Annotated in this window: 28 protein-coding genes and 1 tRNA gene; 11 read left to right on the forward strand and 18 right to left on the reverse strand. The window is 33.6% G+C overall.

The features are described from left to right. Positions 1–253: 253 nt before the first annotated feature. The 5 genes from D1818_RS15285 (at position 254) to D1818_RS15305 (ending at position 4124) form a co-directional block, all read left to right on the forward strand. The gene (locus tag D1818_RS15285; RefSeq protein WP_255424744.1) at positions 254–925 is read left to right on the forward strand and encodes a M50 family metallopeptidase; all 672 of its coding nucleotides are present in this window, start codon (positions 254–256) and stop codon (positions 923–925) included. Between the two features lie 299 nt (positions 926–1224). Further along, positions 1225–2022 (forward strand): hypothetical protein, encoded by a 798-nt coding sequence (locus D1818_RS15290; RefSeq protein ID WP_118459855.1) that lies wholly within the window; start codon positions 1225–1227, stop codon positions 2020–2022. Between the two features lie 9 nt (positions 2023–2031). After that, a complete protein-coding gene (locus D1818_RS15295; RefSeq protein WP_118459856.1) occupies positions 2032–2682 on the forward strand; it encodes a hypothetical protein in 651 nt (216 codons plus the stop codon). Next, the gene (locus D1818_RS15300; RefSeq protein WP_118459857.1) at positions 2658–3440 is read left to right on the forward strand and encodes a sensor histidine kinase; all 783 of its coding nucleotides are present in this window, start codon (positions 2658–2660) and stop codon (positions 3438–3440) included. The genes D1818_RS15295 and D1818_RS15300 overlap by 25 nt, the downstream gene beginning before the upstream one ends. A gap of 30 nt (positions 3441–3470) precedes the next feature. Next, positions 3471–4124 carry a response regulator transcription factor gene (locus D1818_RS15305; RefSeq protein WP_118459858.1) on the forward strand — a complete coding sequence of 218 codons (654 nt, stop codon included), beginning with the start codon at positions 3471–3473 and terminating at the stop codon, positions 4122–4124. A gap of 107 nt (positions 4125–4231) precedes the next feature. Here D1818_RS15305 and D1818_RS15310 read toward each other — a convergent pair whose 3' ends face one another. Continuing rightward, positions 4232–4822, reverse strand: coding sequence for a carboxymuconolactone decarboxylase family protein (locus tag D1818_RS15310; protein WP_118459859.1), 591 nt, complete (start codon positions 4820–4822; stop codon positions 4232–4234). 131 nt (positions 4823–4953) lie between these two features. Between D1818_RS15310 and recJ the strand changes: the two genes are divergently transcribed. Continuing rightward, on the forward strand, positions 4954–6639 hold the full coding sequence (recJ, locus tag D1818_RS15315) for a single-stranded-DNA-specific exonuclease RecJ (RefSeq protein ID WP_118463799.1): 1686 nt from the start codon (positions 4954–4956) through the stop codon (positions 6637–6639). Between the two features lie 39 nt (positions 6640–6678). Then, positions 6679–7056 carry a hypothetical protein gene (locus D1818_RS15320; RefSeq protein WP_147406094.1) on the forward strand — a complete coding sequence of 126 codons (378 nt, stop codon included), beginning with the start codon at positions 6679–6681 and terminating at the stop codon, positions 7054–7056. A 4-nt stretch (positions 7057–7060) separates the two neighbouring features. Here the strand turns inward: D1818_RS15320 and D1818_RS15325 are convergent, their stop codons facing one another. The 13 genes from D1818_RS15325 to pdxA all read right to left on the reverse strand — a co-directional run bounded on the left by D1818_RS15325 (position 7061) and on the right by pdxA (position 18626). Beyond that, positions 7061–7993: an alpha/beta fold hydrolase gene (locus D1818_RS15325; protein WP_118459861.1), complete on the reverse strand. Its 933-nt coding sequence runs from the start codon at positions 7991–7993 to the stop codon at positions 7061–7063. 97 nt (positions 7994–8090) lie between these two features. Continuing rightward, on the reverse strand, positions 8091–9248 hold the full coding sequence (locus D1818_RS15330) for a serine hydrolase (RefSeq protein ID WP_118459862.1): 1158 nt from the start codon (positions 9246–9248) through the stop codon (positions 8091–8093). Between the two features lie 105 nt (positions 9249–9353). Then, positions 9354–10166, reverse strand: a complete 813-nt coding sequence (locus D1818_RS15335) for a LytTR family DNA-binding domain-containing protein (protein WP_118459863.1) — start codon at positions 10164–10166, stop codon at positions 9354–9356. 23 nt (positions 10167–10189) lie between these two features. Further along, entirely contained in the window at positions 10190–10642 is a 453-nt protein-coding gene (locus D1818_RS15340; protein WP_118459864.1) for a 3-oxoacyl-ACP synthase, read from the reverse strand. Between the two features lie 128 nt (positions 10643–10770). After that, the gene (locus tag D1818_RS15345) at positions 10771–11343 is read right to left on the reverse strand and encodes a hypothetical protein (protein ID WP_118459865.1); all 573 of its coding nucleotides are present in this window, start codon (positions 11341–11343) and stop codon (positions 10771–10773) included. Positions 11344–11428: 85 nt separating this feature from the next. Beyond that, entirely contained in the window at positions 11429–12103 is a 675-nt protein-coding gene (gene mtgA / locus D1818_RS15350; RefSeq protein ID WP_118459866.1) for a monofunctional biosynthetic peptidoglycan transglycosylase, read from the reverse strand. A gap of 31 nt (positions 12104–12134) precedes the next feature. Then, positions 12135–13247, reverse strand: a complete 1113-nt coding sequence (locus D1818_RS15355; RefSeq protein ID WP_118459867.1) for an FAD-binding oxidoreductase — start codon at positions 13245–13247, stop codon at positions 12135–12137. A 47-nt stretch (positions 13248–13294) separates the two neighbouring features. Continuing rightward, complete coding sequence (gene accC / locus D1818_RS15360) at positions 13295–14647, reverse strand: acetyl-CoA carboxylase biotin carboxylase subunit (RefSeq protein WP_118459868.1); 1353 nt, start codon at positions 14645–14647, stop codon at positions 13295–13297. A 92-nt stretch (positions 14648–14739) separates the two neighbouring features. Further along, entirely contained in the window at positions 14740–15231 is a 492-nt protein-coding gene (accB, locus tag D1818_RS15365) for an acetyl-CoA carboxylase biotin carboxyl carrier protein (protein WP_118459869.1), read from the reverse strand. Positions 15232–15259: 28 nt separating this feature from the next. Continuing rightward, complete coding sequence (locus tag D1818_RS15370; protein WP_118459870.1) at positions 15260–16255, reverse strand: beta-ketoacyl-ACP synthase III; 996 nt, start codon at positions 16253–16255, stop codon at positions 15260–15262. A gap of 273 nt (positions 16256–16528) precedes the next feature. Then, complete coding sequence (rpmF, locus tag D1818_RS15375; protein ID WP_027394691.1) at positions 16529–16726, reverse strand: 50S ribosomal protein L32; 198 nt, start codon at positions 16724–16726, stop codon at positions 16529–16531. Positions 16727–16735: 9 nt separating this feature from the next. Beyond that, positions 16736–17275 (reverse strand): DUF177 domain-containing protein, encoded by a 540-nt coding sequence (locus D1818_RS15380; RefSeq protein WP_118463802.1) that lies wholly within the window; start codon positions 17273–17275, stop codon positions 16736–16738. 271 nt (positions 17276–17546) lie between these two features. Further along, positions 17547–18626 carry a 4-hydroxythreonine-4-phosphate dehydrogenase PdxA gene (gene pdxA / locus D1818_RS15385; RefSeq protein WP_118459871.1) on the reverse strand — a complete coding sequence of 360 codons (1080 nt, stop codon included), beginning with the start codon at positions 18624–18626 and terminating at the stop codon, positions 17547–17549. A gap of 85 nt (positions 18627–18711) precedes the next feature. Between pdxA and D1818_RS15390 the strand changes: the two genes are divergently transcribed. Both D1818_RS15390 and D1818_RS15395 read left to right on the forward strand, forming a co-directional pair. Further along, positions 18712–19299, forward strand: coding sequence for a riboflavin synthase (locus D1818_RS15390; RefSeq protein WP_118459872.1), 588 nt, complete (start codon positions 18712–18714; stop codon positions 19297–19299). A gap of 15 nt (positions 19300–19314) precedes the next feature. Then, on the forward strand, positions 19315–20064 hold the full coding sequence (locus tag D1818_RS15395) for a hypothetical protein (RefSeq protein ID WP_118459873.1): 750 nt from the start codon (positions 19315–19317) through the stop codon (positions 20062–20064). Positions 20065–20131: 67 nt separating this feature from the next. On the opposite strand, the gene D1818_RS25385 is transcribed toward D1818_RS15395, so the two are convergent. The 3 genes from D1818_RS25385 to mce all read right to left on the reverse strand — a co-directional run bounded on the left by D1818_RS25385 (position 20132) and on the right by mce (position 21206). After that, positions 20132–20305, reverse strand: a complete 174-nt coding sequence (locus D1818_RS25385; RefSeq protein WP_155839739.1) for a hypothetical protein — start codon at positions 20303–20305, stop codon at positions 20132–20134. A gap of 369 nt (positions 20306–20674) precedes the next feature. Beyond that, positions 20675–20748 (reverse strand) — tRNA-Ile (locus D1818_RS15400). A 56-nt stretch (positions 20749–20804) separates the two neighbouring features. Then, positions 20805–21206, reverse strand: coding sequence for a methylmalonyl-CoA epimerase (gene mce, locus D1818_RS15405; RefSeq protein WP_199726256.1), 402 nt, complete (start codon positions 21204–21206; stop codon positions 20805–20807). A gap of 203 nt (positions 21207–21409) precedes the next feature. On the opposite strand from mce, the gene rbfA reads away from it, so the two are divergent. Both rbfA and D1818_RS15415 read left to right on the forward strand, forming a co-directional pair. Next, positions 21410–21802 carry a 30S ribosome-binding factor RbfA gene (gene rbfA, locus D1818_RS15410; protein ID WP_118459875.1) on the forward strand — a complete coding sequence of 131 codons (393 nt, stop codon included), beginning with the start codon at positions 21410–21412 and terminating at the stop codon, positions 21800–21802. 100 nt (positions 21803–21902) lie between these two features. Continuing rightward, positions 21903–23108, forward strand: coding sequence for an FtsX-like permease family protein (locus tag D1818_RS15415; RefSeq protein ID WP_118463805.1), 1206 nt, complete (start codon positions 21903–21905; stop codon positions 23106–23108). Between the two features lie 18 nt (positions 23109–23126). Here D1818_RS15415 and dusB read toward each other — a convergent pair whose 3' ends face one another. Beyond that, on the reverse strand, positions 23127–24119 hold the full coding sequence (gene dusB / locus D1818_RS15420; RefSeq protein WP_118459876.1) for a tRNA dihydrouridine synthase DusB: 993 nt from the start codon (positions 24117–24119) through the stop codon (positions 23127–23129). Between the last annotated feature and the right edge of the window lie 23 nt (positions 24120–24142).

A 24142-nucleotide genomic window follows, 5' to 3' on the forward strand; every position in this document is an offset into this window, starting at 1 on the left:
CAACGATATCTTTAAAAGATTTCTTATTTGAAAAAGTAAATTGTTCTGTAACTTTTTCCTGACGATGAATACCAATAGTTAGAAAACAAGCCAGAATAGTAAAAAGATATTTCTGTATCAAAGAATTTATAATTGATGATTTTGGGAAATACAAAGGCTGCATGTTTGGTTTGTTTAATATATAAAGCTGATTTAAAGATTATAAACGAATTTAAAAATTACTAGTATTTCTAAACGTTTTGATTATACCATAATTGTTGTTGCCTTAGTAGTTGTTATACTATGGCAGTTGCCCTATTTTGGATGGTTTCAATATCCTTTTCGATTATTAGGAACGTGGTTTCATGAAATGGGACACGGATTAACAGCCTTGTTAGCAGGTGGGAGTTTTGAGTATTTAGAAATTTATGAAAATGGTGGAGGTGTTGCTTATTATCATTTAGGAGGAAGTTATTTACCACCTTTTATAGGTAATGCATTGGTAGCCGCTGGAGGATTATTAGGACCAGCTGTTGTGGGGGCGTTATTAATTGTATCAGCAAAATCACATAGAAGTTCTATGATTGCTCTTAGAATATTGATAGGTGTTATGATACTTTCCTTATTATTGTGGATCAGGTCTTTTTGGGGAGTTGCGGTAATGAGTAGTTTTGCTGTACTTTTATTTATTATTACCCTATTTAAAAGTAGAAAGTTAGAAGTAGTTGTGATTCTGTTTTTAGGCCTACAGTCGGTATTAAGTACCTATCTTCAGTTAGACTATTTGTTTACAAAACAGTTCGAAAGAGATGGAGTTATTCAGATTTCTGATACACAAGCTATTGCCCAGAATACGATTGGAACCTATTGGATATGGGCTATTCTTATCATTATAATAAGCATCTATTTACTTTGGAAAAGTTTTCGATATTATTTTAAGAAGTAACATCTCGAGTCTATGAATCCAAGATGTTTTTTTACTTCATTTAACTTCGAAAAAGATCCCCAACACTACCGAATTTTCTTGATTTTGTACTTTTTACTGTTTTCAAATATTTAAGACGTTTCAAAATTGGTTAAAATATCGATCATATAAAAGACCATAAATACCAGAATTACAAACCCGTGGTAAATACGTGTTTTTTAATGGTTACTACTTGTTAATCTATTCATTATTAGTTGAAAATATGTTTTTTGCTTAGATTTAAGGTATAAACCAATTTAACGTAATAAATTTTCACACAAATGGAACAGACAATCACACAAAACCAGGTAATGACTCTAGAACAAGCACAGAAAATTGAAAGATGGCAACAAGAAGAAGTATTGTTATTGGCTAGGCATTTTCAACGTTTAAACGAAACAAAAAATAAGCCTTTTAGCGGACATTATACGCGAACTAATTATTTTAAAATGAAGTGTGATGATGTTACTACATTAAACGATCTTAAGGATGATGAAAAAACTATCCAAAGAATTAAAACCCATATGGCATTAGAGGTAGAAGACAAAAAGAAATTCACTTTTGTGCCAATTATAGAGATAGATCTGGCGGATACATTTGAAAAGTTGTTTTTTAGTTTGGAACCAAAATACAAGGAACCCGTACAACCCAATCAGAACGGAATGATAGGAGATATAAATAATGGAGGGGTATTGGTACCTGGCATTTTTAAAGAAATGATTTTGACCAATTGGAACAATCTCGAAGATAATTTGGTAGATGATCTATTTGTATCGGTAGACACTCAAACGAGACAACGAGAACGAGTAAATTACTACTTGATTGAAAACACCGATATTATAGATCTTTTTAATGACTCTTTATTAGGTAATATCGAAGAATTTATTCTTTATCCAGGAGTAGATATGAATAAGTTTCATAAAAGAGATATGATTTCGTTTACTCCTGTAATAGGAATCACTCCTAAAAGTGAAATAGACACCGATATTATATCCAGACATTCAGTGGTAGAATTTTCAGAAACTAATGAAATTTTCATAGAATATTCTACTCCTTGTCCACCCACTTGTCCTAAATAATAATTACTAATGAATGAAGAGTTTTTTAAATTTTTAGGGAATGTATCGTCTTTTGTAGTGGTAGTTCCTTTATTATTAGCAACTTATAGATTTAAGAAACTAAATAAGGTACAGATTCGTCTTTTGTATTTGTTAGGATTGGTACTGATAGTAGAATTTGTTTCAAATATGCTTTGGCGACAAAAAATTAATAATTTACCGTTATATCATTTTTACGCGGTGATTGAATTTTTGTTGATTATAAATATATACAGAAAAGTATTATCAGGAATATTCTCTAAAAATTTCTTTGTTATTCTAGGTGTTGGTTTTGGGATTTTTTCTTTGGCTAACACCTTATTTTTTCAGGATTTGTATACCTTTAATTCTAATGTGACAACCCTTATGGGATTACTGGTTATATTTTTCTCTCTAAGTTATTTTTACGCATTGCTAAAAGAAGTAAAATATAGCGCTTTAGAAACTAATCCAATGTTTTGGATCAATTCTGGGTTTTTGATATATTTTTCGAGTAACTTAATACTGTTTTTTATTAATAACAATATGTTTAAAGGATCTACTGAAGCAAGTTATTTGGTTTGGGGACTTCACGCTATTGTAAACATTGTATTGACTATTTTTTATACCATTGCTTTATGGGTGAATCCGAAGAAGCTATAACATTAAAGATTATAATCATTGGTATGGTAGTAATTTTTTTACTATCACTATCAGTGATTATGTTTTTTATTGTCTACCAACGTAGATTACTTGCTCAGCAAAAAAAACATCAAAAGACAGAATCAGATTATCAGAAAGAATTACTAAAAACAGCTATCCAGAGCCAGGAGGATGAGCGTACTAGAATAGCTAAAGAGTTACACGATGATGTAGGCGCTATGCTAACGACGACTAAACTCTATATTGGCCAAATAGGGCCAGAATTATCATCAGAAGAGTTAACAGGCATAGCTGATAAAATAGGAGGATTTTTTGATGATATGATCCAGAGTGTACGTAGTATTTCTCAGGATTTAAGACCAGTGGTATTGGAGAAGTTAGGGTTTTTAGAAGCTATTGATAGCTTGGTGCAAACCATAAGAGATTCAGGAAAAATCAAAATTTCTTTTGTAAATAATGCAACACTACCTATAGCCAAAACAAAAGAGTTGAATATTTATAGAATTATCCAAGAGTTAATTACCAATACACTTAAGCACGCAGAAGCCTCGGATATAAAAATTGAGATGAGGAATCAAAATGATGCATTAATTATTGTCTATGAGGATAATGGGAAAGGACTAGATCAAAAACAACTTCAATACAGAAAAGGACTAGGACTAAAAAACATTGAAAGTAGGTTATCTGTTTTATCAGGAGCCATTAGTTTTTTAGAAGAAAAGTCAGGAATGAAAGTTCAATTAAAAATACCAGAATGAGCACTCTTAACAACCTAAAAGATAACAACCATGGAAACTATTACACTGGGATTAATAGACGATCATAATTTATTTCGGGAGGGAATCAAATCGTTATTGGATAAAATGAACAATATAGAACTTGTTCTGGAAGCAGTTAGTGGAAAAGATTTATTAGCCAAATTAAATAATACAGTTCCTGATGTAATACTATTAGATCTTGAAATGGAAGAAATGAATGGAATGGATGCAACGGTAAAAGTAAAAGAGTTGTATCCAGATATGAAAGTTATTATACTTACAATGCATAAAGAAGAGCGAATGATATCGTATCTTATGGAGGTTGGTGCAAACGGATACTTATTAAAAGATACCAACCGACAAGAGTTAGAGGATGCTATACGATCTGTATATGAAAAAAGTTTTTATTTCAATCCTTTTGTTTCTCAAGCATTATTAAAGGGATTGAAGAATAAATCGACTAAACCTCCTTTAATTGGAAAAGACTATCATCTTTCCTCAAGAGAGTTGGAAGTGTTAGAATTAGTTACTAAAGAATATACTACCGCAGAAATTGCAGAAGAATTATTTCTGAGCGTTAGAACCATAGAAGGTCATCGTAAAAATTTAATGATGAAATTAGAGGTAAAAAATACCGCAGGATTAATCATAAAAGCGATAAGAGAGAAAATTATTTCCGTGTGAAGCTACTATAAGAAGACCTCATAGGTTTTGAAAACCTGTGAGGTCTCATCTAATATTCTACGATCTAATTAATCTAACATTCTAGGAATCCAACAATCTGGTAAATCCTATACGTGTTTTCCTTTTTCCCAGCCGTGTTTACCAAGATATTGCTCTCCAGATTCTATGGCTCCTTCTTCTACAGTAGTTCCCATAGAATCATTCCAGCGGTTTAAGTATCCGAATAAAGAAATTACACCAAGCATTTCTACGATCTCACCCTCATCCCAATATTTATAAAGTTCCGTTTTGATAGCTTCATCCACGTTATTAGGAACCAAGGATGCAGCCAAAGAAAAATCAAGTGCTGCACGTTCTGCATCACTAAACGCAGGATGAGTTTTGTACTCCCAGATATTATCTAGTTGTTCTTGTTCTGCGCCATATCTCTCTGCAGCACGTATTGCATGTGCTTGGCAATATCTGCAACCCGTAGCATTACTGCTTACCCAAGCAATCATTCGTTTTAATGCTGAGGTTACGCGACCTTCATTGGCCATAACTGCTTTATTTAAATTAATAAAAGCTTTAGAAATGGCAGGCCTTCGTTGCATGGTTAATACAGAATTAGGACAAAACCCAAGTGTTTCGTTAAAGAATTCAGCTAATTCTTTGGTTTCCTGATCGTGATCAGCTGATAAAGGTGTTACTAATGGCATGTGTATGTATATTTTTTTGAGTTAATTTTAAATTTTAGCACAGCAAAATACAAAACTAATGTCAAACCTAAAGGAGTATGGATGTTTTTTGTACTTTGGATTTTTTAAATAATTTCGGAACGAGAATACTAATGAGATGGACCCTAAAACCACAACTAGACACTGCAATTATCAACAACTTAGCAGAAGCTCTGAATGTAGATGTTATAATTGCTTCTTTATTGGTCCAAAGAGGAATTGAAACCTATGATCAAGCCAAAAAGTTTTTTCGTCCTTCATTAGAAGATTTGCTTGATCCTTTTTTAATGAAGGATATGGATAGGGCAGTTTCCAGAATTGATAACGCTATATCTGATCACGAAAATATTATGGTATATGGAGATTATGATGTAGATGGGACTACTTCTGTTGCATTAATGTCTTCATATTTAGAAACTATTTCATCGCAAGTTACTACCTATATTCCGGATCGTTATGCAGAAGGGTATGGTGTTTCTTATCAAGGGATTGACTACGCTTCTGATAATGATATTTCATTGATTATTGCGTTAGATTGTGGTATCAAAGCGGTAGAAAAAGTGGCGTATGCAAAATCCAAAGGAATTGATTTCATAATCTGCGATCATCACCGACCAGGAGATACAATCCCAGATGCAGCTGCAGTGCTGGACCCTAAAAGAGAAGATTGTGAATATCCTTATAAAGAACTATGTGGTTGCGGAGTAGGTTTTAAATTAATACAAGCTCTTGCTATTAAAAAAGGCCAAACTATAGATGATTTGTTAGTGTATTTAGACTTAGTTGCTACCGCTATCGGAGCAGATATTGTTCCGATCACTGGAGAAAATAGGGTGCTGGCATATTTTGGTTTACAAGTTATTAATCAAAGCCCTAGAACAGGCTTTAAGGCAATGCTTTCACAAGTTAAAAAAGAGATCTTAACAATTACGGACGTAGTATTTATACTGGCTCCCAGAATTAATGCGGCAGGAAGAATGAAACACGGATTGCATGCTGTGAATCTTCTTAAGGAAGAAAATCCTGAAATTGCATTACAGTATGCTTCAGAAATAGAAACGTATAATAGTGATCGAAAAGATGCTGATAAGAGTATCACTGAAGAAGCTTTGGTACAAATAATCCAAAACTCAGAAGAAGATAAATATACCACCGTAGTATATGATGAGAATTGGCATAAAGGCGTAATTGGGATCGTTGCGTCCAGACTTACAGAAACCTATTATCGTCCAACGTTGGTTTTTACCAAAAGCGGAGAGAAACTTGCGGCTTCTGCAAGATCTGTTAAAGGTTTTGATGTATACAATGCTTTGGATGCTTGCTCGGACTATATAGAACAATTTGGAGGTCATAAATATGCAGCCGGATTGACCCTGAAAGAAGAAAACTATGAGGTGTTTAAGCAAAAATTTGAAGAAACTGTACTATCTACTATTGATAAGAAGTTACTAACTCCAGAAATTCTGATAGATGAAATTATAGAATTGGATCAGATCACACCAAAGTTTTTTAGAATTCTGAAACAGTTTGCGCCATTTGGTCCAGGAAATATGACACCAGTTTTTATGACAGAAAATGTAAAGGATACAGGATATGCTAAATGTGTTGGTGCTGATGATAAACATCTGAAATGTAAAGTACAAAAAAATGGATTAGCTTTTGGTGTTATTGGTTTTAACCTCGGACCAAAACTTGATTTGATAAAGGGATCAAAAAGTGTCAAGGTTGCTTATACAATTGATGAAAATGAATGGAATGGCACTGTATCCCTACAATTAAAGCTTAAAGATATAATTTAAATTATTTTTATTTAGATTAATTATAAATAATTAATACTTTTGAGTCAAATACGATTCAGAATGAATGCTATTGATAAAATATACAGTAATAAAGTTGGCATATCTTTTTTTTGGAAGAAACAACAACAGCTTGTCACTACGCCCAAAATTCAACTGGTATTTAGGGATATAGGATTTTTACTTACCCTAAATGAGTTAAAGGATTTTTCGGATGCCTGCAGAATTACAGAACAATCACAATGCTGTGATCAATGTGTTGACCATCAGAATTGTAGGTCATTATTGCTTAGGACACCGTCTGAAAAAATTGACTTGGCAATCAGTAAAGATGAACTAGAGCAGGTACAGGAATTAATTAATGGCACTATTTTTCGAGTAGAATTACAGCATTGGGTAACGAACTCAGGCCTTAATTAAAATGTTATCTAAGAAAGTCTAGAATTTTATAAGAGATTTCTTCTGCTTTTGTTTCTTGGATAAAGTGTTTTTCATCGATAAAATGAATATCTGCTTCATCTATCTTAAGCGCATTGGTTACTCTAGTTTGTTGTGGAGTCCACTGTAGCATGGTATCGTGAATTCCCCAAATTACAGCAACGGGAATATCGATACTTTCAAATACTAAGGAGTAGTCGGGAAAGTAATTACATGTTCTTGTAAAGAAATAGTACATGCCATCGGTTTTTCCTTCTAACAAAGGAGTTTTATAACCTTCTACATCAATTTCATTTAATTTATTTTCTTTTAATCCTTCTTTGAATAAGCTTTTTAATAAGGTATTGGTAGTTACTCCATTTCTATAGGACCACATCGCAGCTTTGGCTGCAGGACCAGGACTAAATCGTATCGGAGGATAAAAACCCTCTTCGTATAATAAGGTATTTAACACAATTAATTCTTCGATTCTTTTAGGGGCTTGATTAAAAAGTTCCCAGGTCCATACTCCACCTACATCGTGCATAACGTGAGACCAATACTCAATACCAAGTCCATCCATCAGTGCTAGCAGTCGTTTGGCATGCTCTTTTTCACTATAGATTTTATATCCTTCAGGAGAATCGCTAGAACCATATCCTAACATATCTGGAACAATAACACGGTATCCTCCAGCAACTAATGGATCGATCATTTTACGATATAACCAGCCAGAAGTAGGAATTCCATGAAGTAGTACGATTGCGGGTCCGTTTCCTTTGTCAATATATTTGATGATGCCATCTTCTGTGGGAAAAGATCGCTGTTCTGCTCTAAATTCTTCATAGGTCATCTGACCTTTTCTGATTTTGGTATCTTGATACGGTTTGCACCCAAAAACGATTACTGCAATTAGAAGTAATAAAGAAAGCTTCTTCATTTAGAATGATAATTTGTGAGGCAGCAATTTACTTAAAATCCTTTTTTTATACTATAACAAGCTACAATTTAATCCTAAAATGATCATTTGCTTAAATTTAGATCTGATTCTTATGCAAAATACTGACCAATTTACTAATTACTTCCATGCTATTAAACGGCGGATTTGCCTGATTAACATTAGCAGAAATCAACAATCCTTCTTTAGGAGCATAGGCCAAAAATGAACCGTAAAACCCTCCGTGACCATAAAATGTTATTCCTTTAATCTCATATTTAAAAATTCCTAATCCATAGTTTTTGTTAAATTTTTCGGTATCAGAGCAGTCAATCATTTTGTTTAGGGCTTGTTTATGTTTAAATAACCTAAGTTTAAATAATGCTTTTACAAAATTCGCCATATCTTCTGTAGTAGAGACTAGACCACCTCCAGCCCATTCATATGAGGTGTTTACTTTTTTTGTGATATTGATCCTATTCAGAAAAGCATCAATCCGCTTACCGTTGCCTTTTATAGGTTCGTAAAATTCGAAATAAGTGTTTTGCATCTGGAGAGGTTCCAGGATTCTTTTTCGAATTACCTGTGCGAGTGTTTCTCCACTCAATTCTTCGATAATAAACCCTAACAGCATATAATTAATATCAGAATAGTAATATCCTTTTCCAGGAGCGTTATGAGGTTTCTTATTTAGACCATATTTGTAATATTTTTCAAAAAACTTTTTTGCCGTATACTGTTTCTTAGGGTTTAGTAATACACTTAGATTAAATCTAATCGCTTTATCAATAAATACATCTGCAATTCCCGAAGTGTGATTAAGTAACATTTTTATATCGATATCATCTGAATAGGAAGTTTTATTCAGTATGTGTAAATTTTTGAAATCAATAAACTCTAAAGTGCCTAAATACTTTTCAGCTTTATCTTCAATTTTCAATTTGCCTTCTTCTTCCATTTGAAGAATAATAGTAGCAACTAGAGTTTTGGTGATGCTAGCAATATTGAATTGATAGGTTTCATTAACATATCTGCTTTTTCTTTTAACTTCACCTACTCCAGTATTAATTTGAAATTCTGTCTCAGCATTTTCAGCATACAACAGAAAATTATGAACTGGTTTTTTTCCTTTATCTACCAAGCATTCGTTCATTAATGCGTTAATATCTTTTTCCTTGTCAAAATTATCTTGGGAAAAGCTAATGAAGCTTGAAAAAGTAATTAATACCGAGCTAATAACCTGTTTAGTAAATACCATAATTCTATAATTTTATTATAGCAATAGTACATACAATCACCTGTATTCGTTTGGTTGATAAAGTACGTTATCTGTGAAATGTAGTAAAATTACCTACGAAATGTCTTATGTAAACTCGAACCATTTTTTGAAGTTTGATGCCTTAGTTCGACTCACTGTAATTTCTGAAGGGAAATTATATTCTGGACTTATTAATACAAGAATTTTTCCGTTTTCTATTCTTTTGAACCCTTTAACCATATCCTTATTTATAATAAATTGCCTGTTAAGCCTAAAGAAATTGATTTTGGGAAGTTGGTTTTCTAAAGTATTTAGCGATTGATCCAGATAATATTTTTTACTGTTGTTTGTAAATACCGCGGTATAATCACCATCTATATGGAATCCTGCAATCTGATCAAAAATAAGTTTTAGTTTTTTGTTCCCATGGTTTACCATGATCCCTTCCGAGCGAGAACGATGATCTTGTTTATATTTGATTTCAGTATTTTTCCATTGATCGTAAAAATAAGCTCCTATATATATTCCATTGATCACAAAAATCCAGATACCAATTATAAAAATATCTTGTGTATAAAAATGTATTGGGGCTGACTTTCCCCTAGCCAACCAACTTAATAATTCTGTTAAAGAAATAATAATCACTAACGCAATCAACAATGTTGTGATTATTTGAAAAATAATACGCCGTGTTAACGACTTATGATAAGGTATCTTTTGATCCAAAAAACCTATGGTATGCCGGATTCCATACCAAGCTATATATCCTTGTAATGTATCGATTGAAAACGTGAGTGCTAAAAACCAATCTGCTTTAATATTAGAATAAGTTAGATAGTAATTAATAATATTAATGAACGGAATTAAAATGAGAAACAACTTTACATCAGAAAAATTTGTTTTAACTCCTTGTTTCATAATCTACATATTCTCTAAACGTATTAACTTATATCAATGATCTCAATAAGAGTATTGTTAAACCTAAATTTTTCGCCTGTAGTTTTCCCTAACAACAATTTCCCAATAGGAGTATTGGTGGCTATAGCAAAATAGGAGTTATTATTAATACTGATTTCCCCTACAGAAATGCTTAAATAATAATTCCCCTTAGAGGTTTTTACAATGTTTCCTAATCGTATGACCTGAGAAGATGAGTGTGTATCGATTTTAGCTAAAACCTCCTGTAACTTCTGAACTTCGGCTAATTGCGCACCTGCTTTTTCTCTTTCTAACTGAAGCATAGCTCTTCCTGTCTCATGTTTATCACCTGCTGTACTTTTTGTTTCAGAGGTTAATGATTCCTGTATATTGGCAATCCTATTTTGAATGCGATTATGGCGATCTTGTATGAATTGCTTACAATGATCATATAGTTCTTCTTTTATTTTTTTCAAAAAAAATGGATTTAAATTTCAATATAGAATAACCTATATGACTGTACAAATATTATTGTAGTATATCGAAAAAAAGAGAAGCAGTCCATAATTAGACTGCCTCTCTACCGTATAAAAAATAATTCAAACTAAATTCTGGGCAAAAAAATAGGAACGTTAGCTTCTAGATAGCCTATGCTGTTAAAGTTAAAATCGATGATTCTACAATTTTCCGCTACCAGTGCAATTTCATCAATTAAAATTCTGGGGTCATCCTTAAAATAAATTTGAGTTTCTAGGGTTCTATGTCCTTTTGCGGAAATTCTATAATGAAAATGTCTTGCTCTACATCCGTAAACTCCAGGACGGATGGTTTTTATTTTATAAATTCCGGATTCATTTGCAGTAATACATCCAGATAATGTCGTCTGCGAAGGGAAATAAAAACACCCTTCGTTATGATAAGCACCGGCATCATCTGCGTGCCAAATTTCAATTTTCGCATTTGGTACTGGTTCTTTGTCTTTAGTGTAGATTTTTCCAGAAATAATAGTTGGGATTCCCGGAAGGTCTTTAGTGTTAAGATTTATTACTCGAGGTGTATTGTAATAATTAGAATCTTGTTTATTGATTTGATTTCCCAAATAATAAGGAATTACCAAGTTGTTTTTTATCCCATTAGATTGTTTCATAAAGGTGTTATTACTCAAATCGTTTTCCATAATAAAGAGTTTTAGGGGCTTTATTATAGAACAGATCACTAAGGTTTTACCCTACCTATTAGAAATAATCTTTTTTTAGGTTACGTTATTTTGAAAAAGAAAGCGAACCATAATTACGCATTTGCTGAAGAATCCATTCTTTTCTTTTCTGAACGTACATTGATGGTGGGTCTGCTAAATATTTTCTAGGATTAGGAAGAATAGCGGCTATTGCAGTGGCCTCATGAGCGTTTAAATCTTTTGAGGATTTGTTAAACCAGAATTTTGCAGCAGCTTCAGCACCGAATATTTCATCTCCCATTTCTATACTGTTTAGATATATTTCTAAGATACGCTCCTTACTCCAGAAGGTTTCGATTAAAAAAGTAAAATAACTTTCTAATCCTTTACGGATCCAACTGCGTTTTGGCCATAAGAAAACATTTTTTGCCGTTTGTTGTGAGATGGTACTGGCTCCTCGTAATCGTTTACCTGCTTTATGCTCAGAAATTGCTTTTTGGATGGCTTCGGTGTCAAAACCATTATGTGTTATAAATCGTTGATCTTCGCTACAGATAATGGCAAGTTGTAGGTTCTTAGAAATATCTTTTAACGGAACCCATTGGTGTTTTATTGAAGCCTCATTTTCAGATTGAAAATGACGAATACCCATTAACGGAGTTCCTGGAACATCAATCCATTTATATATGAGTACCCATAGTATACTAAAGATAAAGAAGGCTAGAAAGCCTTTATATATAAAACGAAATATTTTTTTCATAGCTAACAAATAAAGTAATCGTCTATAACGTCTATAAAAGATCGGCCAATTCCTTGCCAACAAGACTTCCAATGGCAACACCCATTCCTCCAAGTCGTACTCCGCAGAAGACATTGTTAGAAATTTGTTTAACTATAGATTTTTTTTGATTTCCAACACCCATAATTCCACTCCAGCGATGTTCAATTTCGAAGTTTTTATCAGGTAAAATTACTGTTTGTAATAGTTCCTCTAATTTTTGTTGTATTAATGTGGTTTGTGTTAATTCTGTAGTTTCTTCTGTTTTAAAATCCAGATTTCTTCCTCCACCAAAGAGAATTCTATCATCAATATTTCTGAAGTAATAATAGCCTCTATCCAGATGAAAAGTTCCTTTGATATGTAAATTCTGAATAGGTTTGGTAATCAGAACTTGTGCTCTTGCCGGTTTGACCTCCTTAAGACCTAGTTGAGAGGCAAAACCATTGGTAGCGATTAATACTTTATTTGATGATAACGTAAAATGATCTGTTTTTATTTCTACGGAATCATTAGTATCTGTAAGAGCTTGTACACTGCAATTATTAAGTATCTTAATATCACAAATCTGGGTTTTGCGTAATAAAGCATCCATCATCTTACCAGTATCAATTTGTCCCTCGAACTGGTTTACAATATATTGAGGTTGAATGTTTTTAAAATTGAAAATATTATCTTTTGGTAAAAATACATCTTCCTTAAAAATAGGTTTTAGAAATGAGTTAATATTTTCCATTTTTGAAAGACAGGTTTCATATAAATTGTGATCGGTTTCTGTAAAAAGTTCATAACCGCCATCAGCAATATAATCTATATTTGTACTTCCCAGATTTTTGCGTAATAACTGAAGTCCTTTATATCTTTTTTGTACAAGCTGCAATACCTCTTCCTCAGAATGGGTATGGAGATCATCAAGAATTTCTGATAAACTTCCGAAGCATGCAAAACCTGCATTTTTTGTACTGGCCCCATTAGGTAGGATTCCTCTTTCCAACACTAGAATTTTAGCTTTCGGAAATTTTTCTCTTAAGCGAATCGCACTATTAAGTCCTACGATCCCGCTACCTATGATCGTAAAATCAATATTAGATAACCAGGTTTTATGTTCCCAATAGCTGAAAGGCATATTTTAAATTCATAAAAAAAGCCTCATTGCTGAGGCTTAAATGTTGATTAGTCATCTTTTGGTTCTTCCATTTCAAAATCCTCCATAAATTTGGTGGTATAGTTTCCGGAAACATAATCCTGATGATCCATCAATTGTCTATGGAATGGAACAGTAGTTTTTATTCCTTCTACTACAAATTCATCAAGAGCTCTTTTCATTTTATTAATTGCCTCCTCACGAGTCTGTGCGGTAGTAATTAATTTAGCAATCATAGAGTCATAATTTGGAGGAATGGTGTATCCACTGTATACGTGAGTATCAATACGAACTCCGTGACCTCCAGGAAGGTGTAAATTAGTTATTTTACCGGGAGAAGGACGGAAATCCTTGTAAGGATCTTCTGCGTTTATTCTACATTCTATAGAGTGTAACTGAGGATAATAATTTTTACCAGAAATTGGCACTCCAGCTGCTACTAATATTTGCTCTCTGATTAAATCGTAATCTACCACTTGCTCAGTAATTGGATGTTCTACCTGAATACGAGTATTCATCTCCATAAAGTAGAAATTACGATGTTTGTCTACCAAGAATTCTACAGTTCCAGCTCCTTCATATTTGATATATTCTGCTGCTTTTACGGCTGCATTCCCCATTTCATCTCTTAATTCATCAGTCATGAATGGAGAAGGAGTTTCTTCGGTAAGTTTTTGGTGTCTTCGTTGTACAGAGCAATCTCTTTCTGATAAGTGACAAGCTCTACCGTTGCTATCTCCTACAACTTGGATTTCGATATGACGAGGTTCTTCGATCAGTTTTTCCATGTACATATCGTCATTACCAAAGGCCGCTTTACTTTCTTGTCTTGCAGATTCCCATGCATTTTGCAGATCTTCTTCTTTCCAAACGGCACGCATACCTTTACCACCACCACCGGCACTAGCTTTAAGCATTACCGGATAGCCAGTTTCTTTAGCTACTTTTATACACGTTTCAAAGTCGGGGATAACACCTTCACTTCCTGGTACACAAGGAACTCCAGCTTCTATCATAGTTGATTTAGCGGATGCTTTGTCTCCCATTCTGTCGATCATTTCAGCACTAGCACCAATAAACTTTATTTCGTGCTCTTCGCAAATTTTAGAGAATTTGGCGTTTTCTGATAAGAATCCGTATCCTGGGTGTATAGCATCTGCATTTGTAATTTCTGCAGCCGCTATAATATTAGACATTTTAAGGTACGATTCGCTACTAGGTGCTGGGCCAATACAAACAGCTTCATCAGCAAAACGAACATGTAAACTTTCTGCATCTGCGGTAGAATATACTGCAACAGTTTTAATGCCCATTTCCTTGCAAGTTCTGATTACACGCATTGCAATCTCACCTCTATTGGCAATTAGAATTTTTTTAAACATAACGTTCTAAATTTAAAAATCTCAAATTCCATGTTCCAAATTCCACATATTGTTGGATTTTGGGATTTGTCAATTGGAATTTTAAAATTGGGTTATGATGGGTCTACTAAGAATAATGGTTGATCAAATTCTACAGGAGAATTATCATCAGCTAAAATTTTAACGATTTTACCTGAAACTTCACTTTCAATTTCATTGAAAAGCTTCATTGCTTCAATAATACAAAGTACATCTCCTTCCTTGATAGTATCTCCTACTTCTACAAAAGTTGATTTGTCTGGAGATGGCTTTCTATAAAGTGTTCCTATGATAGGAGATTTTATAGTAATGTATTTAGAATTGTCTTCTTCACTACTCGGAGTTGCAGCCTCAGTAGCCACAGGAGCAGGAGTTTGTACTTGTGCCGCTGGTTGGGGAGCAGGCACTGCATTACCTACTGGTATTTGCTGTACAATTGTTGTTTCTTTGTTTTCTTCTGAAGTTGTTTTGATAGTAATTTTTACATCTTCCATCTCTAACTTCACTTCGCTAGCCCCAGATTTGGCAACGAATTTGATTAAATTCTGAATTTCTTTTAAATCCATAATGTTGGGTATTGTGTGTTTTAGTTGTTTAGGAATTGTAGGCCCATTTTAAGAAAATTGAACCCCAAGTAAAGCCTCCACCGAATGAGGCAAATACTATATTATCTCCTTTTTTGAGTTGTTTTTCGTAATCGCTTAATAATAATGGTAATGTTGCTGAGGTTGTATTACCATATCTATGAATGTTCATAAGAACCTTGTCTGGATTCAGATTCATTCTGTTTGCAGTAGCATCGATAATACGTTTATTAGCTTGATGTGCAACAAGCCAATCTACATCTTCTCCACTAATATTATTGCGTTCCATGATTTTCGTGCTGGCATCTGCCATATTAGAAACAGCATATTTAAATACTGATTTCCCATCCTGCTGAACGAAATGTTGTCTATTTGCTACCGTTTCTTCTGATGGAGGTAAGATAGACCCACCTGCTTCAATTTTTAGAAACTCGCGCCCTACACCATCTGTACGTAAGTATTCGTCTTGTAGTCCTAATCCTTCATCATTAGGTTCGAAAAGCACTGCTCCACCACCATCACCAAAAATGATGCAAGTAGTACGATCAGTATAATCAATAATTGATGACATTTTATCTGCTCCAATCAATAAGATCTTTTTATATCTTCCTGCTTCAATATAGCTGGCTGCAGTAGACATTCCATATAAAAAACTGGAACAAGCTGCTTGTAGATCATAAGAAAATGCATTGACTGCTCCTATTTCTGAAGCTGCGTATGCTGCGGTTGCAGCAACGGGAAGATCAGGTGTAGCAGTTGCAAAGATCACCATGTCTATCTCTTTAGGATCGAGATTCTTTTTAGCAATTAAATCCTCTGCTGCTTTTATACCTAAGAAAGAACTTCCTTTACCTTCTTCTTTTAGTAATCTACGTTCTTTAATACCTGTACGAGTGGTAATCCATTCATCGTTTGTATCGACCATTGTTGCTAATATCTCATTAGATAACACATAGTCCGGCACATAAGCGCCTACAGCTGTGATAGCGGCTGTGATTTTACTCATATCTTGATTTTAGTTTCATCCGAATCTCTATTATATTCGTTTCAGATGGAATTCGCTAATAACTCCGCTGCGTGCCTGCATTACAGGAATTAGCATCAATAAATTACTTAGCTAATTTCAGGACTTTTTGCGTAATAATGTGCAAAAAGTGGTCGAAAATACTAAATTACATGCAAATATGGCGCAAAATAACGGGATTTTGACACATATTCAACTAAAAACAAAAAAACTCTCACATTTGTGAGAGTTCTGTATAGAATTTTAACAGTATACTTATGCTACTTCTTCTTCAGTATTGTCAATAATTACCTGACCACGGTAATATAATTTACCTTCAAACCAATGTGCTCTGTGGTATAAATGTGCTTCTCCTGTTGTAGGATCTGTAGCTATTTGTGGTACAGTAGCTTTATAATGTGTTCTTCTCTTATCTCTTCTTGTTTTGGAGATTTTTCTCTTAGGATGTGCCATTGTTAGCTATTATTTATCGTTTAATAAGTTTTTTAATTTGTCCCAACGAGGATCAATTTCCTCGTTATTATTTTCTAATGTTTCCTCTTTCGGGCTTAGTTCATCTAATTTTTCAAGTATGTCAGATTCTAATGTACCATCTTCGACACCAGGGTGAACTCGTTTAGAAGGTACTCCTAAAACAATAAGTTCATATATATATTGCTGAACGTTGATTTCATATTCTCCAAAAGGAATAATAAGAATTTCTTCGTTCTCATTGTTATACTCTTCTCCAAATTTAACTACTAAAAAGAATTCATTTTTAATAGGTAAATCAAAAGGTTCATTGGTGACATCGCAATTGACATTTACTGTGCCATTAGCCTCAAACCGAAGTTCTAACATCGTTGTTTTCTTGTTAAACTCCAGATCGACTTTTATTGCAGATGCATTAAATTCGTCATACTCAAAATGTTCGAAGAACGTATTGCCAATTTGATACTCAAACTTGTGTAATCCTTGCTTCAGTCCAACAAAAGGGATATTAAACTCTTTTAGTGGTTTCATTTCATCATCAGTTTCGAGTCTCTGCCAATTCGGCAAAGGCGGGTGCAAAGATAACAAAAAAACATTATGAAAGCATTTTTGTAAATAAAATTATATCAGAAAGTTAGTATTTAGTTTGTACGGCTTTAAGTATTTGAGTCAATGAGATAGTTTTTTAGTGTAAATAACTGGATTAAAATTTATCTTCAAACTTGATTTACACTTAATGAATTGACCAGAAACCAGTTGATTGATCACTCCGTTATGGACTAATACGATTATCCTAAACTAACTAATTCTTCTTTATTTCCTTGTTTCCTTTGAATTGAGGTTTACGAGGCTGTTTTTTTAATGGGTTCTTAGTCAGTTCATTGTATTCTTGTCTATTTTTGAAAATTTTCAAAGCCGAAAATACTGCTTCTTTGAAAGATCCGTTGTCTGCTTTGTTTTTTCCTGCAATTTCAAAAGCAGTTCCGTGATCCGGAGATGTTCGTACTTTGTTTAATCCAGCAGTATAGTTGACCCCTTTTCCGAACGATAGTGTTTTAAAAGGAATCAATCCCTGGTCGTGATAAGAAGCTACAATCGCATCAAAGGCTTTATAGCCATCGGAACCAAAAAAGCTATCTGCAGCATATGGACCATATACAAGTTTACCAGATTCATTTATTTTTTTGATAGTAGGTTTTAATATCTCTTCATCTTCTTTGCCAATTACACCGTTGTCTCCACTATGAGGATTGATGCCTAAAACTGCAATTTTGGGCTTACTGATTCCAAAATCTCGCTTTAATGCGTTGTATATAGTATCTACTTTTTGCTCGATAAGTTTTGGTGTGATGATTTCTGCAATATCTTTTACAGCTACATGATCTGTAAGCAAGCCTACTTTTAAAGTATCTGTTATCATAAACATCAAGCTATTTCCTTCGAGCTCCTGATCTAGGTAATCTGTATGTCCTGGGAAATTAAAATCTTCAGATTGAATGCTGTGTTTGTTAATAGGGGCTGTTACTAGGACCTGTATTTCGTCATTTTTCAGAGCAGAAGTTGCTGCTTTTAATGATTTAATAGCATATGCTCCAATTGTTGAATCCTCTTGTCCGAAATTAATAGCTACTCCTTCTTTCCATATATTGAGTACATTTATTTTACCATCCAGAATTTGAGAAGTTTTATCAATACCGTGAAGATTCGCAGTAATGTTGTACTGTTTTTTGAGAAAAGAAAGAACCTTTACAGATGCAAAAATTACAGGAGTGCAGAAGTCCAGCATGCGCGGATCTTCGAAAGTTTTGAGAATTACTTCACTTCCGATACCATTTAGGTCTCCAATTGATATGCCTAATCTTATTTTTTCTTCTTTCTTCATTATAACCTACTTTATAAGTATTTTTGAAATCTAAGAACAGATCACAAATTTTGAGGTCACAAATTTAACTAAATAATTCGCATTTATGTTTACAGGAATCATCGAAGAATTAGGAACAGTTGCTAATCTAAAAACAAATCAAGAAAATCTTGATATTACTGTCCGTGCGAATTTCACTTCTGAGCTAAAAATTGATCAAAGCGTTGCGCATAATGGAGTTTGTCTTACAGTAGTATCTATTGAAGGTGATACGTATACAGTAACCGCAATAAAAGAGACTTTAGATAAAACAAATCTCATTCATCTGGAAGAAGGACAGATTGTGAATTTAGAACGTGGAATGAAATTAGGAGCCCGTTTGGATGGTCATATTGTACAAGGTCATGTAGACCAGATCGCTACTTGTGTAAATATCAAAGAAGCAGATGGGAGTTGGTATTTTACATTTCAATATGATCCTTCCTTAAGTAATATTACCATAGAAAAAGGTTCGGTTACAGTTAATGGAGTAAGTTTAACTGTTGTGAATTCTAAAAAAGATGAATTCAGCGTGGCGATTATTCCTTTTACATATGAGCATACGAATTTTAATACTTTTAAAGTTGGAACAGTAGTGAATCTAGAGTTTGATGTGATTGGTAAATATGTAAAAAGAATAACAGAATTGGGATAGGTAATATCTAAGAAAATGAATAAAAGGTTTTTAATGGTCATAGTTTTCGTGTCATTTCTTTCTTGTGATGAAACAAATCACGTTCTTTATCAAGATAGTTTCGAAAAATATACGATTGGCGAAACACCTAATGAACCCTGGGAGAAAACAGGTAAAGGGGTTGCTATTATTGATGACACAAAATCATTTAGTGGGAGTAAATCAGTTCATTTTGTTACTGGTGAAGGCTATCAAAATCGTGCTTTCTTAGGAATTGATCATATTTTTCCCCTAAAGAATAATGCATATTATGGTAGTTTAAAAATGTATGTTGAAGAGGCTTCTCCTGATGGAGTCCATTGGACAATGATCCAAAGTTCTGGTAAAGTAGCTGATGAATTATATTCTTCAGAAATTCGCTATGGTGGTCAGCATAATAAAAAGTTGATGGCTAATTATGAAACACAAGGCGTAAAAAGTGACTGCTGGAAACATTCTCAGGCAAAAATACCAGAAGGTAAGTGGTTTACACTACAATGGTATTTTAATGGAAATGAAGATACCATGCAATTGTGGTTAGATGATGTGTTAATAGAATCTATTACTGTAGTAGATAGTGGAGAAGGATGCGTAGCAAACGGTACTAATGGTCAATGGAAGTTTCCTATTATGGAAAATGTTCTATTAGGTTGGGTAGACTATCAAACCGGCGGAGGTACTCGCAATATATGGATTGATGATGTGATCATCTCTTTAGAAAGGATAAATCAGTACGTAAACCAATAAAAAATAGTTTAATCTTTTGGATTATTAAGCTTAAATAAACGCTTAAAAAACGAATGAAAGAATTTCTTTAGCTAGCTAGAATTGTATCTATTTTTTCGACTTCATTAAATCGAAATAGTGAAAAAGTTTCTTCGTCTATTTTTAAAATTACGCCACCTAAATCCTTAACATCCGCGCAAGACTTAAAATCTAATACTTTACCAAAGTGTTGGCTTTTAGTATCAATTACTTTATACTGCATAATTACAAGTTTTGATTTGTATTCCCTTTATCATTACTGATGTTCTTTCCCCAAAAAACATACCAGAATGTAGTGATCTCTGGATGTAAATTTAATAGGAGGAATTCTATTTAAAAAATTATTTTATCAGGTTTTATTAACAATGAGTATTTAAATGGTTGGTTATCAATGTTTAATTTGTTTTTGTATGTACTCATGCGGATTAGATGTGATAAGAAAGGGAGGTGGTTTTATTGTTGTTGCTACTTGATTTTTAGGCCTATTTGAGATCCCTTCTACAAATTCTTCTCTAAGGAATAGCTTCTCGTATGAGATTTGTTTAGCTTCATTTTATAAAAAAAAGCCCTAGTTTTCACTAAGGCTTTTCGGTGGTCCCACTTGGGCTCGAACCAAGGACCCTTTGATTATGAGTCAAATGCTCTAACCAGCTGAGCTATGGGACCTAAAACGGAGCGCAAATTTAAGTAATTGTAATAAACACGCCAAACATTTTTAGGATTTAATTTATCTCTTGACAAAGCTCTACTAAAACACCATTTGTAGTTTTAGGATGAATAAATGCAACAAGCTTATTATCAGCTCCTTTTTTTGGAATTTTATTAATCAATTGAAATCCTTCGTTTTCTAATCTTTTTAATTCTTGTTCAATATCATCTACATCAAAAGCGATATGGTGGATACCTTCCCCTTTTTTAGAAATAAATTTTCCTATAGGTCCATCTTCTTTAGTGCTTGCAACAAGCTCTATTTTATTATCTCCTACTTTAAAAAATGAAGTAATTACTGCTTCACTTTCTACAATTTCTTGTTTGTACGGAGGAACACCCAATAGTTGCTCATATAATGTATTGGCCTGATCAATATCTTTTACTGCAATTCCGATATGTTCTATTTTGTTAATATGATTCATCTGTTTGTTTTATTCTTTTTTAATGTCAGATATAATTTCGTCATGAATCATTCTGGAAGGTGCGAACCTGATTTCTATGACTCATTTCATGAGATGTTTTTATTACCAGGAAGTAAAAGTACAAAATAGGGATAAGTAAAGGATTTTATAACAAAAGAAATTAATACATCGCATAATTACCTATTTTTGCAGTCATGGAAACAAACAGACAGAAAAAAATAGGTGGAGTATTACAGCGCGATGTCGCCGATGTAATACAACACGCATTACGTGAAGCGGGAGTACAAGGGATTTTAGTTTCTGTTACTAAGGTAAGTGTGACAACAGATTTATCGATTGCAAAAGTATATATGAGCGTTTTTCCTCATAACGAAGGAGAAAAAGTGCTGACGGAAGTAAATGCGGTAAAATCACAGATTAAACATCAGGTAGCTCAGCGGACTAAAAACCAGCTTCGTCGTATGCCAGAATTGTCTTATTTTATAGATGATTCTTTAGAATATATAGATAATATAGACAAGGCGATAAAAGGAAAAGAAAATCCATTAGAAAATCCTGATTTATTACCGCGCCGCAAGAAGAAGTAAAATTTTACAGTGTTTGAAAAAGAATAAAGAGATAATAATCCTTTATTCTTTTATCTTTATTCAAAAAAAATTAAATTTATTTAGATTCGTATTTAACGATTTGAAATTTTCATACTACATCGCTAAGCGGTATTTATTTTCTCCTGGTAGCAGTAATGCAATCAATATTATTACAGGTATTGCAGCAGCAGGAGTGGTTATAGGTGCCATGGCACTATTTCTGGTTTTATGTGGTTTCGCAGGGCTAAAAGATTTTAGTCTGCAGTTTTCTTCTTATTTTGACCCAGATCTTAAAATTTTTCCATCAAGTGGAAAGACATTTACTTTTACAGATGCTCAAAAAGAAAAATTAACTAGTTTAGAAGGGGTTGTTAGCTTTTCTGAAATTATAGAAGAACGTGTAGTCCTAGGATTTAAAGACAAACAAAAAACAGGTTTTATAAAAGGTGTTGATGCTAATTATAAAAATGTAATTCAAACTGATAGCATTGTGTTTGCCGGAGAATGGTTGACCGATAATGATGCGCAGGTGGTTGCTGGATATGGTATTAGTAGAGAATTAGGAATGGGGGTAGAACAGATATACACCAATTTCTTAAACATATACGTTCCTAAACCTGGAAAAGGGATTCCAAAAGACCCATCTAAAGCATTTAGAAAAAAAGCCGTTGTTAATACAGGAATTTATACGGTAAATGAGGATCTAGATAAAAAGTACGTTTTTTCTACTATAGGACTTGCAAGAGATTTATTAAAATTGCCTGATGATGCTATAACGAATATAGAACTAAAACTATCTTCGGATGCAGATGAAGATACTATTAAAGAGCAATTACAAACTCTTTTTGAGGATCAGGTGATTATAAAAAATCGAATACAGCTTAATGATACCTTATATAAAATGCTCAATACTGAAAATTTAGCATCATATCTAGTGATCACATTGATAGCCATTATTGCATTATTTAATGTTGCTGGAGCAATTATCATGATGATCATTGATAAAAAGAACAATATCAAAACATTGTACAACCTGGGTGCTGCCTTGCCAAAAATTAGAAAAATATTTTTGTTTCAAGGATCGTTGATGACCATTTTGGGAGCATTATTAGGGTTGCTTTTAGGCTTTATACTGATTATATGTCAACAACAGTTTGGGTTGCTTATGATCACACCTTCTTTACCTTATCCTACCAAAATTACTGTGGCAAGTTTTATCATAGTATTCCTAACCATTACAGTAATTGGTATTGTAGCTTCGTTATTAGCATCCAGTAGAATCAATCAGAAATTAGTGGGGTTTTAACCAAGGTAGGATTATGGATCATACAAACTCAAACCCACTAAATTTTTCTTGAATTTCATTAAACGTATCAAAAACATCTATAGAATGATCACTGGTTACCATTTTCATGCGGTATTCTTTAAAGTGTGGAATGCCTTTAAAGTAGTTAGTGTAATGTCTACGAGTTTCGAAAACACCTAGTTTTTCTCCTTTCCAATCAATAGCCATTTCCAGATGTCTGCGTGCAGCGATAACTCTTTCTTCTAAAGTAGGCGGGGGTAAATGTTCTCCAGTTTCAAAAAAGTGTTTTACTTCCTTAAAAAACCAAGGATATCCTATGCTTGCTCGGCCAATCATAGCTCCATCAAGTCCGTATTGGTCACGCATTTCCATAGCCCGTTCAGGGCTATCGACATCGCCATTACCAAAAACGGGAATATGCATTCTAGGGTTGTTTTTCACAGCTGCAATAGGTTTCCAATCGGCGTTGCCTTTATACATTTGAGCGCGTGTTCGACCATGGATGGCAATCGCTTTTGCTCCTACATCTTGCAATCGTTCTGCAACTTCTACAATTTTTATGGAATCATGATCCCAACCTAACCTTGTTTTTACAGTAACGGGTAATTTGGTATGTTCTACCATAGCTTTGGTAAGAGACACCATAAGGTCAATATCCTTAAGGATACCAGCTCCTGCACCCTTGCTTACTACTTTTTTAACAGGACAACCAAAGTTTATATCTATGATATCAGGCCCAGATGCTTCTACAATTTCTACAGATTTAAGCATAGAATCAAGGTTAGCCCCAAAAATCTGGATTCCTACTGGACGTTCTTTCTCATAAATATCCAATTTCATTACACTTTTTGCAGCATCTCGAATTAACCCTTCGCTGGATATGAATTCTGTATATACGACATCAGCTCCTTGTTCTTTGCATAATGCACGAAAAGGGGGATCACTCACATCTTCCATAGGTGCTAATAACAATGGAAATTCTCCTACATCTATGTCTCCAATCTTTGCCACAATCTCTGTTTATAAGGTTATTT

The sequence above is a fragment of the Aquimarina sp. BL5 genome, assembly GCF_003443675.1.
In the GTDB taxonomy this organism is placed as follows: Bacteria; Bacteroidota; Bacteroidia; order Flavobacteriales; family Flavobacteriaceae; genus Aquimarina.

What these genes read in the sequence shown, in the direction of transcription:
- D1818_RS15290 (WP_118459855.1), top strand. Translation starts at nt 1,225, where the DNA reads ATGGAACAGACAATCACACAAAACCAGGTAATGACTCTAGAACAAGCA.
- D1818_RS15295 (WP_118459856.1), top strand. Translation starts at nt 2,032, where the DNA reads ATGAATGAAGAGTTTTTTAAATTTTTAGGGAATGTATCGTCTTTTGTA.
- D1818_RS15300 (WP_118459857.1), top strand. Translation starts at nt 2,658, where the DNA reads ATGGGTGAATCCGAAGAAGCTATAACATTAAAGATTATAATCATTGGT.
- D1818_RS15305 (WP_118459858.1), top strand. Translation starts at nt 3,471, where the DNA reads ATGGAAACTATTACACTGGGATTAATAGACGATCATAATTTATTTCGG.
- D1818_RS15310 (WP_118459859.1), bottom strand. Translation starts at nt 4,822, where the DNA reads ATGCCATTAGTAACACCTTTATCAGCTGATCACGATCAGGAAACCAAA.
- recJ (WP_118463799.1), top strand. Translation starts at nt 4,954, where the DNA reads ATGAGATGGACCCTAAAACCACAACTAGACACTGCAATTATCAACAAC.
- D1818_RS15325 (WP_118459861.1), bottom strand. Translation starts at nt 7,993, where the DNA reads ATGAAGAAGCTTTCTTTATTACTTCTAATTGCAGTAATCGTTTTTGGG.
- D1818_RS15330 (WP_118459862.1), bottom strand. Translation starts at nt 9,248, where the DNA reads ATGGTATTTACTAAACAGGTTATTAGCTCGGTATTAATTACTTTTTCA.
- D1818_RS15335 (WP_118459863.1), bottom strand. Translation starts at nt 10,166, where the DNA reads ATGAAACAAGGAGTTAAAACAAATTTTTCTGATGTAAAGTTGTTTCTC.
- D1818_RS15345 (WP_118459865.1), bottom strand. Translation starts at nt 11,343, where the DNA reads ATGGAAAACGATTTGAGTAATAACACCTTTATGAAACAATCTAATGGG.
- mtgA (WP_118459866.1), bottom strand. Translation starts at nt 12,103, where the DNA reads ATGAAAAAAATATTTCGTTTTATATATAAAGGCTTTCTAGCCTTCTTT.
- D1818_RS15355 (WP_118459867.1), bottom strand. Translation starts at nt 13,247, where the DNA reads ATGCCTTTCAGCTATTGGGAACATAAAACCTGGTTATCTAATATTGAT.
- accC (WP_118459868.1), bottom strand. Translation starts at nt 14,647, where the DNA reads ATGTTTAAAAAAATTCTAATTGCCAATAGAGGTGAGATTGCAATGCGT.
- accB (WP_118459869.1), bottom strand. Translation starts at nt 15,231, where the DNA reads ATGGATTTAAAAGAAATTCAGAATTTAATCAAATTCGTTGCCAAATCT.
- D1818_RS15370 (WP_118459870.1), bottom strand. Translation starts at nt 16,255, where the DNA reads ATGAGTAAAATCACAGCCGCTATCACAGCTGTAGGCGCTTATGTGCCG.
- rpmF (WP_027394691.1), bottom strand. Translation starts at nt 16,726, where the DNA reads ATGGCACATCCTAAGAGAAAAATCTCCAAAACAAGAAGAGATAAGAGA.
- D1818_RS15380 (WP_118463802.1), bottom strand. Translation starts at nt 17,275, where the DNA reads ATGAAACCACTAAAAGAGTTTAATATCCCTTTTGTTGGACTGAAGCAA.
- pdxA (WP_118459871.1), bottom strand. Translation starts at nt 18,626, where the DNA reads ATGAAGAAAGAAGAAAAAATAAGATTAGGCATATCAATTGGAGACCTA.
- D1818_RS15390 (WP_118459872.1), top strand. Translation starts at nt 18,712, where the DNA reads ATGTTTACAGGAATCATCGAAGAATTAGGAACAGTTGCTAATCTAAAA.
- D1818_RS15395 (WP_118459873.1), top strand. Translation starts at nt 19,315, where the DNA reads ATGAATAAAAGGTTTTTAATGGTCATAGTTTTCGTGTCATTTCTTTCT.
- D1818_RS25385 (WP_155839739.1), bottom strand. Translation starts at nt 20,305, where the DNA reads ATGCAGTATAAAGTAATTGATACTAAAAGCCAACACTTTGGTAAAGTA.
- rbfA (WP_118459875.1), top strand. Translation starts at nt 21,410, where the DNA reads ATGGAAACAAACAGACAGAAAAAAATAGGTGGAGTATTACAGCGCGAT.